This is a genomic window from Acinetobacter sp. CAU_H_29a_1 (assembly GCF_058599505.1).
In genome coordinates this window covers 3,320,833-3,334,239 of sequence record NZ_CM178655.1, presented here as the reverse complement: position 1 = coordinate 3,334,239, position 13,407 = coordinate 3,320,833, and the positions used below count along the sequence as shown (strand labels likewise).

At 42.1% G+C, this 13,407-nt stretch carries 11 protein-coding genes; 7 read left to right on the top strand and 4 right to left on the bottom strand.

All coding sequences use genetic code 11. From position 1 onward, the window contains the following. Positions 1 to 92: 92 nt before the first annotated feature. From niaP to AC4MDD_RS16695, 3 genes are all read left to right on the top strand, one after another. Positions 93 to 1,412 carry a niacin transporter NiaP gene (gene niaP / locus AC4MDD_RS16705; RefSeq protein ID WP_491882050.1) on the top strand — a complete coding sequence of 440 codons (1,320 nt, stop codon included), beginning with the start codon at positions 93 to 95 and terminating at the stop codon, positions 1,410 to 1,412. 533 nt (positions 1,413 to 1,945) lie between these two features. Further along, entirely contained in the window at positions 1,946 to 4,165 is a 2,220-nt protein-coding gene (gene parC, locus AC4MDD_RS16700) for a DNA topoisomerase IV subunit A (RefSeq protein WP_491882049.1), read from the top strand. 148 nt (positions 4,166 to 4,313) lie between these two features. Next, the gene (locus AC4MDD_RS16695) at positions 4,314 to 5,993 is read left to right on the top strand and encodes an AMP-binding protein (protein WP_114836637.1); all 1,680 of its coding nucleotides are present in this window, start codon (positions 4,314 to 4,316) and stop codon (positions 5,991 to 5,993) included. Between the two features lie 49 nt (positions 5,994 to 6,042). On the opposite strand, the gene AC4MDD_RS16690 is transcribed toward AC4MDD_RS16695, so the two are convergent. Beyond that, on the bottom strand, positions 6,043 to 6,423 hold the full coding sequence (locus AC4MDD_RS16690; RefSeq protein ID WP_114836636.1) for a hypothetical protein: 381 nt from the start codon (positions 6,421 to 6,423) through the stop codon (positions 6,043 to 6,045). 107 nt (positions 6,424 to 6,530) lie between these two features. On the opposite strand from AC4MDD_RS16690, the gene AC4MDD_RS16685 reads away from it, so the two are divergent. After that, positions 6,531 to 6,935, top strand: coding sequence for an MAPEG family protein (locus AC4MDD_RS16685; RefSeq protein WP_114836635.1), 405 nt, complete (start codon positions 6,531 to 6,533; stop codon positions 6,933 to 6,935). A 118-nt stretch (positions 6,936 to 7,053) separates the two neighbouring features. Continuing rightward, entirely contained in the window at positions 7,054 to 7,578 is a 525-nt protein-coding gene (gene ppa / locus AC4MDD_RS16680; protein ID WP_114836634.1) for an inorganic diphosphatase, read from the top strand. A 104-nt stretch (positions 7,579 to 7,682) separates the two neighbouring features. On the opposite strand, the gene AC4MDD_RS16675 is transcribed toward ppa, so the two are convergent. Further along, complete coding sequence (locus AC4MDD_RS16675; protein WP_491882048.1) at positions 7,683 to 8,975, bottom strand: OprD family outer membrane porin; 1,293 nt, start codon at positions 8,973 to 8,975, stop codon at positions 7,683 to 7,685. Positions 8,976 to 9,432: 457 nt separating this feature from the next. Between AC4MDD_RS16675 and AC4MDD_RS16670 the strand changes: the two genes are divergently transcribed. Further along, positions 9,433 to 10,203: a TorF family putative porin gene (locus AC4MDD_RS16670; RefSeq protein WP_491882047.1), complete on the top strand. Its 771-nt coding sequence runs from the start codon at positions 9,433 to 9,435 to the stop codon at positions 10,201 to 10,203. Positions 10,204 to 10,549: 346 nt separating this feature from the next. Further along, a complete protein-coding gene (locus AC4MDD_RS16665) occupies positions 10,550 to 11,320 on the top strand; it encodes a TorF family putative porin (RefSeq protein ID WP_491882046.1) in 771 nt (256 codons plus the stop codon). 72 nt (positions 11,321 to 11,392) lie between these two features. Here AC4MDD_RS16665 and AC4MDD_RS16660 read toward each other — a convergent pair whose 3' ends face one another. Next, on the bottom strand, positions 11,393 to 12,880 hold the full coding sequence (locus AC4MDD_RS16660; RefSeq protein WP_279744567.1) for a YifB family Mg chelatase-like AAA ATPase: 1,488 nt from the start codon (positions 12,878 to 12,880) through the stop codon (positions 11,393 to 11,395). A 65-nt stretch (positions 12,881 to 12,945) separates the two neighbouring features. Continuing rightward, positions 12,946 to 13,173: an accessory factor UbiK family protein gene (locus AC4MDD_RS16655; RefSeq protein WP_004692854.1), complete on the bottom strand. Its 228-nt coding sequence runs from the start codon at positions 13,171 to 13,173 to the stop codon at positions 12,946 to 12,948. Between the last annotated feature and the right edge of the window lie 234 nt (positions 13,174 to 13,407).

Sequence of the window (13,407 nt, the reverse complement as noted above, 5' to 3'; positions counted from 1 at the left end):
GATTTGACCGCCTTGTTTATATAAAAAAGCACATAATGATAAAGCTGTTGAGGAAGCAGCCTGTTATATTTTCCCGCTTTAGAGGCCGAGCTATGGATTTAGTTTCTCGCATACAACGCTTACCGATCGGTAAATTTCACTACACCTTGTTGTGGGTCATTGGCTTGGGCTGGATGTTCGATGCCATGGACACGGGGCTGATTTCTTTTATTTTGGCAAAAATGGCCGAAGATTGGCACATGAGCCCAACCGAGAAAGGTTGGGTGGTCTCCATTGGCTTTGTCGGAATGGCGATTGGTGCGGTGTGTTCAGGGGGCTTGGCCGACCGCATCGGGCGTAAAACAGTTTTTGCTGCGACCCTGGTGATTTACAGTTTAGCGACGGCGGCCTGTGCCTTTGCCCCAAACTTAACGTGGTTGTTGGTGTTTCGTTTTATTGTGGGTTTAGGCTTAGGTGGACAGTTGCCAGTAGCGGTGACCTTGGTTAGTGAATACATTCCTGCGCAGGTGCGTGGGCGTTTTATCGTGCTGCTAGAAAGTTTTTGGGGCTTAGGTTGGCTTTGCGCTGCATTGGTGGCGTATTTTGTGATTCCAAAATTTGACTGGCATATGGCCTTCTTAATCGGTGGAATTCCTGCACTGTACGCCATTGTGATTTGGTTCAAAGTGCCTGAGTCAATTCCTTATCTCATTAACCGAGGTCGTATTGTGGAAGCGCATGCTTTGGTGCAGCAGATTGAACGTCAATGCGGTGTGGAAGTGATCGAGCATATCGTTGTTAAACCGGTGGCAGAGAAAAAGACCGTGTCTTTTACCCAGCTCTGGTCGGGGGCATTTGCGCGTAGAACCTTGATGTTATGGTTGATTTGGTTTGGTATTGTCTACTCGTATTATGGCATTTTTACATGGTTACCGAGTTTGCTGGTGAAGCAGGGGTATAGCATTGTTCAGTCTTTTGAATATGTCTTGGTGATGATTTTGGCACAGCTGCCAGGCTATGTGGCCGCAGCATGGCTGGTCGAAAAGCTGGGACGTAAAGCAACCTTGGCTGGTTTTATTGGCATGTGTGCAGTTTCCGCGTATTTTTTTGGTCAAGCTGACACTGTGAACATGATTATGTTCTGGGGCTGCCTGATGTCATTCTTTAACCTCGGTGCATGGGGCGTCTTGTATACCTATACCCCAGAGCAATATCCAACCAATATCCGAGCTTTTGGTTCGGGCTGGGCATCAGCCATTGGCCGTATGGGCGGCATTGTCGCACCGATGGTGGTGACACATATGATGGTACAGAGTAATGGATTTAGTGCGATTTTCATGATGTTTACCGCAGTGTTGCTTGCGGTTGCAGCGGTAATTTTGATTTTGGGTGAAGAGACCAAAGGCAAAACATTGGAAGAAATTGGACTGTAATTTAGTCCGTGCTGAAGATTGAGAGTCAGATGTGCTGAGACTCTCAGTATTCAATACACTTCAAGATAAAATCTAGATGATAGATTTAAAATAACCGATAACCAGATCCAACTCAGCAATAAGAATTCAATCTGCTTGGCCAAAGTGTGGCTTCTCAACGTTGTATTTTGATAGCTGAAGATCTTGTTAATGATGAGACCTTTTTAATACTCACTGCTTGATTGATACAATATACCCGATTCGTTGTGTCGGATTTTGGATGAGGATGGCCCGATTTTTTGTCGATCGTATCGATCAAGTTGAGAAGACTGAAGTTGCTTAACCATTTTCATTGATGAGCAGAGATGAACACAGGAACTGAACTTCAAAATAATTAGTTGCTCATTTTAAAAAAAATGGATAATTTTACGACACTAGGAACATCTAAAGACGCAATTTGTCGTAGTGGTGTACGCTTTCACTTGTATAGGCAGAGCCTGCGACATAGCATAAGAACTTAAACAAAAAACGATTAATTAGGATGACAGGTTGTTATGACGAACCTTGCGCATCAAGCGACAGAAAACCGTTCCGTAGCAGAATTTACTGAACAAGCATATCTCAATTACGCCATGTACGTGATCATGGATCGTGCCTTACCGCATATCAGCGATGGTTTAAAACCTGTGCAACGCCGTATTGTGTATGCCATGAGCGAATTGGGGCTGAAACACAGCGGTAAACCCAAAAAATCTGCGCGTACCGTTGGCGATGTGCTCGGTAAGTATCACCCGCATGGTGATTCGGCCTGCTATGAAGCGATGGTGCTGATGGCGCAGCCTTTTAGTTATCGTTATCCATTTATTGAAGGTCAAGGTAACTGGGGTTCTCCCGATGATCCGAAATCGTTCGCGGCGATGCGTTATACCGAAGCCAAATTATCTCAGTATAGTGAAGTGCTTTTGTCTGAACTGGGACAGGGGACTTGTGACTGGCAGGATAACTTTGATGGTTCGATGAAAGAGCCCGTGACTTTACCTGCACGTATTCCGAATATATTGTTAAATGGCACCACAGGCATTGCAGTTGGTATGGCTACGGACATTCCGCCACACAACCTGCGTGAAGTCGTGAAAGGCACCATTGCCTTAATTCGCAATCCAAATTTAAGCGATGAAAAAGTTGCAGAATATATTCCTGCACCCGATTTGCCGACCAAAGCAGAAATTATTACGCCACCTGAAGAGCTGTTAAAAATTCAAAGCACAGGGCGGGGCAGTTATCGTATGCGTTCGGTGTATCGCATCGAAAAAAATGAAATTGTGATCACGGACTTGCCTTATCAAGTTTCAGGTTCGAAAGTTATTTCGCAAATTGCAGATCAAATGCAGGCGAAAAAACTGCCTTTGGTGAGCGATGTACGAGATGAATCGGATCATCAAAACCCAACCCGTTTGGTGATTGTACTGCGTTCAAATCGGATTGATGCTGAAGCGGTAATGAGTCACCTTTTTGCCACCACCGATCTTGAGTCGAGCTATCGGGTCAATATGAACATGATTGGTGCGGATGGCCGTCCACAAGTGAAATCGATTCGTCGTATTTTGCTGGAGTGGATTGAAATTCGAAAGGAAACCGTCACCCGTCGTCTGCAATATCACCTGAATAAAATTGAAAAACGCTTACATATTTTGGGCGGTTTGATTATTGCCTATTTAAATATTGATGAAGTGATTCGTATTATTCGTGAAGAAGAACAGCCCAAAGCGGAGTTGATGTCACGTTTTAATATTGATGACATTCAGGCCGAAGCCATTTTAGAACTCAAGTTACGTCATTTGGCTCGACTTGAAGAAATGGAAATGCGCCGTGAGCAAGAAGAGTTAGAAGCCAAAGCTGCACTGATTCGTGAACAGTTGGCTAATCCAGAGTCTTTAAAAGCTTTAATCATCAATGAACTCAAAGATGATGCGAAAAAATACGGCGATGACCGTCGTTCACCAATCGTGCATCGTGCAGAAGCGACGGCGATGAGTGAGCAAGATTTCATGCCTGCTGATCCTGTGACCGTGGTCTTGTCTGAAGCGGGGTGGATTCGCTCAGCCAAAGGTCATGAAGTTGATGCCGAAAACCTGAACTTCCGTGCAGGCGATCAATACCTCAGTCATGCACAAGGTAAATCGAATCAGCGCGTGTATGTGCTGGATGAGTCAGGACGTAGTTATGCACTAGCCATTAATAGCCTACCGTCCGCACGTGGTCTGGGAGAACCGTTGAGTTCAAAATTATCCCCAGCCAGTGGTGTTGGTTTTAAACAAGTCTTCATTGCTGATGATGAAACCGAAGTCATAGCGCTAAGTAGTAAAGGATATGGTTTTAAAACACAGGCAAAACAGTTAGATACCAATGCAAAAGCAGGTAAAGCCTTCCTGACTTTACCTGAAAATGCCACAGTTATGCCGTTAACCAGTGTTGATCAGGCCACCCATTTGGCGTTATTGACCTCAACGGGTCGTTTGTTGATTTTAGAGTTGTCAGAGTTGCCTGTTTTAAATAAAGGTAAAGGTAATAAATTGATACAACTTGAAGAGAAAGATCAAATTGTATTCATGACAAGATTAACGCTAGATGAAATACTGCAAGTCGTTGCAGGACAGCAGCAATTAAAATTGAAGGGTGATGACTTGCAAAAATACATAGGCAAAAGAGCATCAAAAGGGCAGTTATTACCACGTGGTTATCAAAAAGCAAATAAACTGTTAGTTCAGAGATAAAACTAGCATCCATTGATCAAAATACGTTATATATGGTATGTATGCGGGAAATGGATGCAGTATTAAGCAACAGAAGTTAAATAAAGAGCGCTTAATATTGAGAACAATAGTTGAAATTTAAGGATTACTGATAGGAGAATCGGGCGATATGGAAAAAATTTGGTTCGCAGAATACCAAAAAACGGGGATTCCAGAGACTGTAGAATTGCCACCAGAAAACACGTCATTAGTAGATGTTTTTGAACGAAATTTCCAAAAATTTGGCTCTCGTGATGCTTTTATCTTTATGGATAAAGTGCTCACTTTTAATGAGTTAGAAGAAGCAAGCCGTAAATTTGCAACGTATTTACAAAGTTTGGGTCTAGCAAAAGGCTCACGTGTCGCTGTAATGATGCCGAACGTTCTTCAGTATCCTATTGTTGCTTTGGGTGTATTCCGTGCAGGTTTAGTATTGGTTAACGTCAATCCACTGTATACCGCGCGCGAACTTGAACATCAGTTAAATGACTCGGGTTCAGAAGTTTTAGTGATCATCGAAAACTTTGCCTCTGTTTATCAAGCGATTAATGGTAAAACGCCAGTTAAACATGTCGTGATTGCCTCTGTAGGCGACATGTTGGGTGCATTAAAAGGCACCCTGGTGAACTTTGTATTACGTTCTGTGCGTAAGCAAATTCCAGCATGGAATATTCCTGGTCATATTCGCTTTAATGCGGCAATGTCGAAAGTTAGTGCGAGTAACTATAAGCGCCCGAACTTAACGTTAAGTGACACGGCAGTGCTTCAGTACACGGGCGGCACTACAGGGGTATCTAAAGGTGCAGAATTGACGCATCGCAACCTTGTGGCGAACATGTTGCAGTGTGACGGTATTTTCCAAAGTAAATTTGGTGCACAAGATGGTCAACCTGATGACCGCATTTTCTGTGCCTTACCGCTATATCATATTTTTGCGTTCATGGTTTGTGCGATGTACGGCATGTACAAAGGCCAAGCCAACGTTTTGATTCCAAACCCGCGTGATTTACCTGCGGTGATGAAAGAATTACGTAAATATCAACCGTCATTCTTCCCAGCAGTGAATACGCTATTCAATGCTTTAGTGAACAATGAAGAGTTTAAGCAACTCGACCACAGCAAATTGAAAATGGCGATGGGCGGTGGTATGGCGGTGCTTCCTTCTACAGCAGAAGCGTGGAAGCGAATTACTGGAACCAACATCATTGAAGGTTACGGCCTATCTGAAACTTCACCTGTGGCAACAGCAAATCCGCCAGCGTCAGAAGAGTTCAGTGGCACAATTGGTATTCCATTGCCATTAACTGAAGTTGCAATTTTGGATGATGATGGGAAGGAAGTTGCACTGGGTGAACAAGGTGAGATTTCAATCCGTGGTCCACAAGTGATGCGTGGCTATTGGAACCGTCCAGATGAAACGGCTAAAGTGATGACTGAAGATGGTTTCTTCCGTACGGGTGACATTGGTGTCATGGACCCTCGCGGCTATGTCAAAATTGTAGACCGTAAGAAAGACATGATTTTGGTGTCAGGCTTTAACGTTTACCCTTCAGAAATCGAAGAAGTGGTTTCAAAGCATCCTAAAGTATTGGAAGTGGCTGCCATTGGTGTACCTGATGAAAAATCAGGTGAAGTACCAAAACTCTTTGTGGTGAAGAAAGATCCATCTTTAACAACAGAAGAAGTCTTGGCCTTTGCGAAAGAGAACTTAACGGGTTACAAACGTCCGCGTTATGTTGAATTTTTGGATGAGTTACCGAAATCAAACGTAGGTAAAATCCTACGTAAAGATTTACGTAAAACAGCTTAAGTTCAAATAAAAAAAAGCGCCATCAGGCGCTTTTTTTTCATGTTCGCATTTAATTTTTCATTAACCAGCGGTCGATATAGGGACGGCCAATGCCCAAGATGCCAACAAAGGTCAGCATCGTACCGCACTGACGACTAAAGGCTGGGAAAGCAAAACTACCAAAGCTCAGGACATTATCGATCAGACAATAGACGGTCACTGCAAGCAACCAAGACCATAGGTTTTGACGTTTAATCCCGACCATCCAAAATGCAATGATCAGCATGACCAGTGTGCCAAGGGTCGAACCAATATTCATATTGGCACAAATGACCGCCAATAAAAATGCAGTAACGGGAAGCACAATCTTTAACACACGATCCACTTGGCGTTGATGTTGAAGCTGAATTTCGAGCACGTCGAACATTTCTTTTTGATCAGGGCTAGCCATGCTGGAGTCTCATCGGGAAATTATAAAAACACTATAATTTAACCAAATTTATCCTCGGAATGCCATGCTATGATAGCCTTCGAAATGATCTTGATGAGAAAAAACCAATGCAAAGCATTAGCGGGATTATTTATCTCATTTTAATTGCTTGTTTACTGCCTTACGTATTTACAATCATTGCTAAAAAAACAGCAGGATTTCGCGCCAAAGATAATCAACATCCGCGTGAATTTCTCGCCAAAACGACTGGTCTGGCTGCACGTGCCAATGCGGCACAGCAAAATAGCTTTGAGAGTTTACCGTTATTTATTGCTGCCATCTTAATGGCTGAATATATGGTGATTCCGCAAGTGGTCACCATGACATTTGGTATTGCCTATCTTGTCTTTCGTGTGCTGTATGGGATTTGCTATTTGGCCAACTGGTCGACGCTCCGTACGATCGTTTGGCTGTTGTCACTGCTTTGTCCTATTTGTTTATTATTGTTGGTCATTCGACTGACGATGGGCTAAGTGCGAAACATACATATTTTCACCCAGTGGATGTATAATCGCAGAAATATTTTTTTCTCAAAAACCGTTATAATCGATGCGGTTTTTTAAAAGATTTAACTTGTTAAAGAGTGATGTTATGAGCTACAGCAATATCCCTGCGGGTAAAGATGCACCGAACGATATCTACGTGATCATCGAAATTCCTGCAAATGCAGCACCAATCAAATATGAAATTGATAAAGATTCGGATGCACTTTTTGTAGATCGTTTCATGGGTACAGCAATGTTCTACCCAGCGAACTATGGTTATGTACCAAACACCTTGTCTGAAGATGGTGATCCATTAGATGTACTCGTTGTAACGCCACATCCAGTTGAACCAGGTTCAGTGATTCGTTGCCGTCCTGTGGGTAAATTGAACATGGAAGATGACGGTGGTATCGATGCGAAATTAATCGCAGTTCCACACGACAAGTTAACGCCAATCTATAAAGATATTAAAGAGTACACGGATCTTCCACCTTTACTGATTCAACAAGTTGAACACTTCTTCGCGCACTATAAAGACTTAGAGCCAGGGAAGTGGGTTAAATTAACAGGTTGGGAAGGTTCTGAAGTTGCTAAGCAAGAAGTGCTTAAAGCAATCGAAGCAGCAAAATAATCCAGCCTGTGAAGCCTCAATTGAACCGTGTTTGATGGTAGGCTTCAATAAAAAAACCTGCACAATGTGCAGGTTTTTTTATTAGATTAGCTTTTCCGTAGAAATTAGAAGAATTTCACAGGAATGTCTAACCAAATACGCCATTCGTTGGTGTCTGGCATGTAGTAATCGTTTGCGTAAGCATCATCATTACGATAGTGAGAGTAACGTAAACGTAAGCTTGCATCTTTAGCAAAACCAGATTGAACGGTATATTTCACTTGGTTAAAGAGTTCGCTTTCTTTCGCGTTGTCATCAGTTGCTGTATCAATATCCCAACCATAAACATATGCAGTCGTCCAGCTTAGACCAGGAACGCCGTAACCTGCAAAATCTAGGCTATATTGAACTTGCACAGACTTCTCACCACGACCGTTAAAGTCTGAAAGGTAAGAGTTTGGTAGATAAATACTTTGGAAACCGTCTGCATTCTCACCGTATGCATAGCCTGTGTTACCAGTGCTTTGTTGGTAAGCAAGCATAACATTGTGTGCATCTTGGTTATATGTACCAGACAATGCCCAAATATTGTTACTGCGGTCAGATGAAGTGCTAGGTAAAGTAGAAGAAGATACCTTTACACCCTTATCCCACTCAGTGTGATAACCGCTGAAGTCATAGGTTAAAGAGCTGTTGTTTGCCAAAGCTTGCTTGTAGTTGGCATTCACATAGTGACGATCTAATGCGTCTTTGCTGTCTAAGCCAAAGTAAGATGCATTGAATGCATCATTAAACTTATATTTTGCACCCCAAACGACAGCGCGGTCTAAATGGTTGCCATCAGTATTGATTTGGTGTGACATTTGATCTTTAGTGAATTTACCCGCTGTTAATTCAAGACCATTAATCTCACGACTTGTTGCCAAAACACCTTCAAAGTATTCAGGCACTAAACGTGTTGTGTTACTTGCCAGTACTGGTAAGTCTAGAACGTGTGTACCGTAACGTACTTCAGTATTTGAAATACGCGCTTTGACGATACCGCCACCACGTGTCCAGTAGTCATACGCATCTTTTGTGTCATCAGCATTGTTTTGCGGATGTGTTGGGATCATTTGGTTGTCAGTGTGACCATTTTTCCCCAATTTAAATGATGTATCGCCAATAATGCCGACACCAAAGCCAACAGTACCTTGAGTATAACCAGACTCAATTTTGACCATCGCGGTTTGAGCTGCTGAACTTGTATCAGCTTTACCATTTTTCTTGTCACGAGTTAAATAACCAGTACGAAATAGCACTGATCCTTCAGCGTCCTCAACGAAACCTTTAGATTCACTTTGCTCACTCGCAAAAGCTGTTGATATAAGTGCAGTTTGTACTAAAACTGCTAATGCTAATTTTTTTGTGTTTTGCATTGGGGAGCGAACCTTATACAAATTGGATGGAAAGAGAACAGCAATTGTATAAGTAATCGCTGAAAAATTGTCATTTTTATTTAACATATTCAACTAAAGTAATGCATTTTTTTGTAAGTGATCTGTTTGAAATATTTTAATTTTAGTTAAAATATTTGGTTGACTAGAATAAGTCTTTATAAAACATTGAATTATTTTTCTCTCCTTCATTCACTTTTTTGCTATGTATTGCAGAATATAATATATAGGCTGCAAAGTTTTTTAGCCTATGAATCAAAGTGTTTAGCTATTTATGGGCTTTTGGAATCAGCTTAAAATCATGCATAGCTAGATTGGCAAACGATGAATTACACAGCGGTTGTCTAGGGAAATTTGACCCATTGTTAAAAATAGCTTTAAAATTTATGGGTATGGAATCAGTAAATGATTCATGTCTAAAGAAATTTCGAGAACTTAAATGCATAAAAATTCACATAAAATTGCACTATTTTTAATTTTTTCTACTGGCAGTATGTTGGTCAACGCAAGTGAGCCACAGCAACAAAGCTCAGAAGGCGGACTCAGTGGAAGCCTTGCTGTGCTCAGTCAGTATATTTATCGTGGGGGTGTTGAAAATGACCAGCCTACCCTGCAAGCAGGGCTTGAATATGAACATGCATCTGGTCTATATGCAGGTTATTGGGGTTCGACACTGAATTATGATGCCGCAGATATCAGCAAAGATCACGGTGTTGAGCATGATTTTTATATGGGTTATGCAGGCACACTCAGTCCAGATTTAAGCTATCGCTCACATATTGTGACTTATTTATATAATGATGGCGGCTCGGTCTATAGTGAAGATCGCACAGAACGACGAAGTACGACTGGAGCAGAGTTTGTAAATAGTCTGAGCTATAAAGACTTTGATGTAGGTGTCACGGTGGCTTTAGCTGATGTGAGCTATGCCAATGCAGGCGATACCTATTTAAGCCTTGCACATCATTATGCTCTTCCACAAAACTTTCAATTCAATAGTTCGATTGGTGCATCGATTTATCGTCAGCATGATGATGCCATACTCACTACAGAGAAGAACTTTACTGTTAATGAAGTTCGCTTAGGCTTGAGTAGACCCTTTGCAGAGACAGGTATGGAAATGTCTGCGGATTATATTTATGGTGTACATAATCGTATGGGCGAGGATTTAGAAGACCATTTGGTGCTGGGTTTAACTTACAACTTTTAAATGTTAAAGATATGAAGAGTGCATCCAGATCGGTTGGGGATGCACTTTTTTTATGCACTTAAAAACGTACGTTCCAAAGATGAGTCTCAAAATAGCGCATATTGTAAACAATTATGTTTGTTTGATGAGCTTGGCTTCAATTCACCGCGAAGAGGTTTAACGATCAAGCTGAGGATAAGCTCAATTTCTTATATTTTATATAATTTTAACAAAAACAATTATTTATAATAATTTTTTAAAAGGTGTATCTGATGTTGAATTGAATGTGGCATATCTATTGCTACTACCTACATGAGTTTATCGAAATAACCAAAAAACGTCGGATACGATGTGGGGGAATCAAACAATGAAATTTGCACTTAAAGCATTATCTTTAGCTGTGGTGGCTTCAGCTTCTGCATTCACTTTCGCAGATGACGAGCCAGCATTACCGTTTGGTTTATCTTTTAGTGGAAGTGCTGCTGTAACAACTGACTATCGTTTCCGTGGTTTAACTCAAACCCAAAATGATCCAGCGGTACAAGCGGGCTTTACTTTGGCACATGACTCAGGCTTGTATTTGGGTCTTTGGGGTTCAAATGTTGACTTTGGTGAAGGTTCACCGAGCTTAGAGCTCGATCCATCGATTGGTTTTGCAACAACATTAGAAAGCTTTGCCAGCAAGCCAGTGCTTGATGTGGGTATGGTGTACTACAACTATCCAAGTGCAGATGATCTGAACTGGTTAGAGTTTTATGGCAAATTAACCTTTGCGAGTGTCTTTACTGAAGGGGACAGCCTACTGACCAATGTGAACTATACCAATGATTATGTTGCAAAAGATACAGACAGCTGGAACATCAATGCTGGTTATGCAATTCCATTTGGTTCAACGGGCTTTGGTGGTGTCGCGAATGTGGGTTATACCGTGGTGAGTGATGAAGATAAATATTCATTTGGTGATGATGACAATTATGTCGATTGGAAAGTGGGTGTGACCTATGCATTCCAGTCTATTCCTGGTGCAACAGCAGAATTGGCAGCGGTAGGAACCAATTTTGATACTGATAATCTGGATCATGTGACAGCACGTGCTGTAGAAACAGGTGCCGTGTTTACCTTAACTAAAACGTTCTAAGTTTTAGCATCTTCAAAACCCCTCTAGTCCTAAGGCCTAGAGGGGTTTTTTCTATGTGGAATTTAGCGATTTTTAGGCATTTTGCTGTCGGTAGGAGAGAGCTTCAGTCAAATGTCCAGTTTGGATGTGCTCTGACTGGGCCAAATCCGCAATGGTTCTGGCCACTCTTAAAATCCGATGATAACCCCGAGCAGACAAATTTAAACGCTGTTGTGCTTTTTCAAAGATTAAAGCCGCTTGTCCATCTAGTGGTGCGAACTGTTCGAGTTGTTTGGGTGATAAAGCCATATTGAGACAAGCTTGGCGCTGCATTTGCCATTCATAAGCTTGAATCACGCGCTCACGTACAGTTGCCGAGTCTTCCACGGCTTGTGTGTCTTGCAATTCAGAAGCATGCAAGGGTGGTACATCAATATGTAAATCAATCCGATCCAGTAACGGCCCTGAAATGCGGTTTTGGTAGCGTTTAATCGCCTCGGCTGAGCACTGACAACGGCTATCTTGATTAAAAGCATAACCACAGGGACACGGATTCATTGCAGCAATCAGTTGGAAATTGGCTGGAAAGGTGATCTGCCGTGAAGCACGCGAAATCACAATCTCTTTGGCTTCAATCGGCTGTCTTAAAACCTCCAACACCTTGCGGTCAAACTCTGGTAGCTCATCTAAAAACAGCACGCCTTTATGTGCCAAAGTAATTTCACCGGGTTTGGGTTGTGACCCGCCACCGACTAGGGCAACTGCAGAAGCTGTATGGTGCGGTGCACGAAATGGCCGCTGTCCAAAAGGATGTTGATGATTGGCCACCGAGTAAATACTCGCCACTTCCAAATTCTCTTGCGTGTTCAAGGGTGGGAGAATACTGGCTAAACGTGAAGCCAATAGGGTTTTCCCTGTCCCTGGCGGTCCTTTAAATAGCAAAGAATGACCACCTGCTGCCGCAATCTCTAAGGCACGTCTCGGACGTAGTTGACCTTTAACATCGGCCAAATCAAATTTGTAATGTTGGGAGGCTTTTAGCGCCGTGGGTTGAAACTGTTGGATGAGATGGTTTTGCGACAGATGCTCACAGACTTGTTTTAAATGTTGCGCTGCAAATACTTGAAAATTGGGCAGTTGAGAGGCTTCTTGCGCATTGGCCTCAGGTAAAATCAGTTGATGTCCAGCTTGCTGGCAGGCAATCGCAATACTTAAAGTACCTGAAATTGGTCGCAGTTGCCCATCAAGTGCCAACTCACCTATAAATTCAAAATTTTCAGTTCCTTGCTCAGGGAGCTGACCAGAGGCAATTAAAATACCCAGTGCAATAGGCAAATCCAACCGCGAGCTGTCTTTGGGCAGGTCTGCGGGTGCAAGGTTGATGGTGAGACGTTTGGTCGGAAACTGAAAGCCACTATTGATAATGGCGGAGCGCACCCGATCTTTGCTTTCCCGAACGGCTGCTTCAGGAAGCCCCACAATGGTTAAAGAGGGTAGTCCTTGGCTCAGATGAACTTCAACTTCAACCGAAGGTGCGTGTAAACCGAGCAAAGCTCGAGTGTAAATTTTGGCAAAAGACATCTTTTGTTCCATTATAGTGCATTATTTTAATTCGTTATGCGTCTTTTGTTGCACCAAACAGGTGCTCATTTTTTGTTCTGAATGCGTAACTCTAAAGCTTCCACTTGTTTCAATAAGTCATTTAAACGCAAATTGGCATTATTCAGTGCAGTACGTTGACGCTCAATTTCATCTTTGGAAACCAAATCCATCTTGGTGACTGCTTCATTGAGCAGTGCGCGTAAATTATGTTCTAAGTCTTGTTTAGGTTGTTCGACTTGTTCCAGTATGGCTTGTAATAAAGTTTCAATCATTTCTATATCCAACAGTTGGAGACGTGACAGCAGTGTACCATTGCTGCTTCTGACTCTATAGCCTTTCAGATGAAATATGATTTCATCGATTGTAAAAAAATCATAAATCTTCGACTAAAAAACCTGAATTTTGAAGCTCAAAACGCATTTAAATGTATAGAATAGGGTATAAAGAAAACTCATGTCAGACTTTCTTTTCCCCCCAACCTAAGAATTTTTGGCATGAAATTTGAA

Excerpts from the sequence above, each read along its gene's own strand:
- niaP (WP_491882050.1), top strand. The coding sequence starts at position 93 with ATGGATTTAGTTTCTCGCATACAACGCTTACCGATCGGTAAATTTCAC.
- parC (WP_491882049.1), top strand. The coding sequence starts at position 1,946 with ATGACGAACCTTGCGCATCAAGCGACAGAAAACCGTTCCGTAGCAGAA.
- AC4MDD_RS16695 (WP_114836637.1), top strand. The coding sequence starts at position 4,314 with ATGGAAAAAATTTGGTTCGCAGAATACCAAAAAACGGGGATTCCAGAG.
- AC4MDD_RS16690 (WP_114836636.1), bottom strand. The coding sequence starts at position 6,423 with ATGGCTAGCCCTGATCAAAAAGAAATGTTCGACGTGCTCGAAATTCAG.
- AC4MDD_RS16685 (WP_114836635.1), top strand. The coding sequence starts at position 6,531 with ATGCAAAGCATTAGCGGGATTATTTATCTCATTTTAATTGCTTGTTTA.
- ppa (WP_114836634.1), top strand. The coding sequence starts at position 7,054 with ATGAGCTACAGCAATATCCCTGCGGGTAAAGATGCACCGAACGATATC.
- AC4MDD_RS16675 (WP_491882048.1), bottom strand. The coding sequence starts at position 8,975 with ATGCAAAACACAAAAAAATTAGCATTAGCAGTTTTAGTACAAACTGCA.
- AC4MDD_RS16670 (WP_491882047.1), top strand. The coding sequence starts at position 9,433 with ATGCATAAAAATTCACATAAAATTGCACTATTTTTAATTTTTTCTACT.
- AC4MDD_RS16665 (WP_491882046.1), top strand. The coding sequence starts at position 10,550 with ATGAAATTTGCACTTAAAGCATTATCTTTAGCTGTGGTGGCTTCAGCT.
- AC4MDD_RS16660 (WP_279744567.1), bottom strand. The coding sequence starts at position 12,880 with ATGTCTTTTGCCAAAATTTACACTCGAGCTTTGCTCGGTTTACACGCA.
- AC4MDD_RS16655 (WP_004692854.1), bottom strand. The coding sequence starts at position 13,173 with ATGATTGAAACTTTATTACAAGCCATACTGGAACAAGTCGAACAACCT.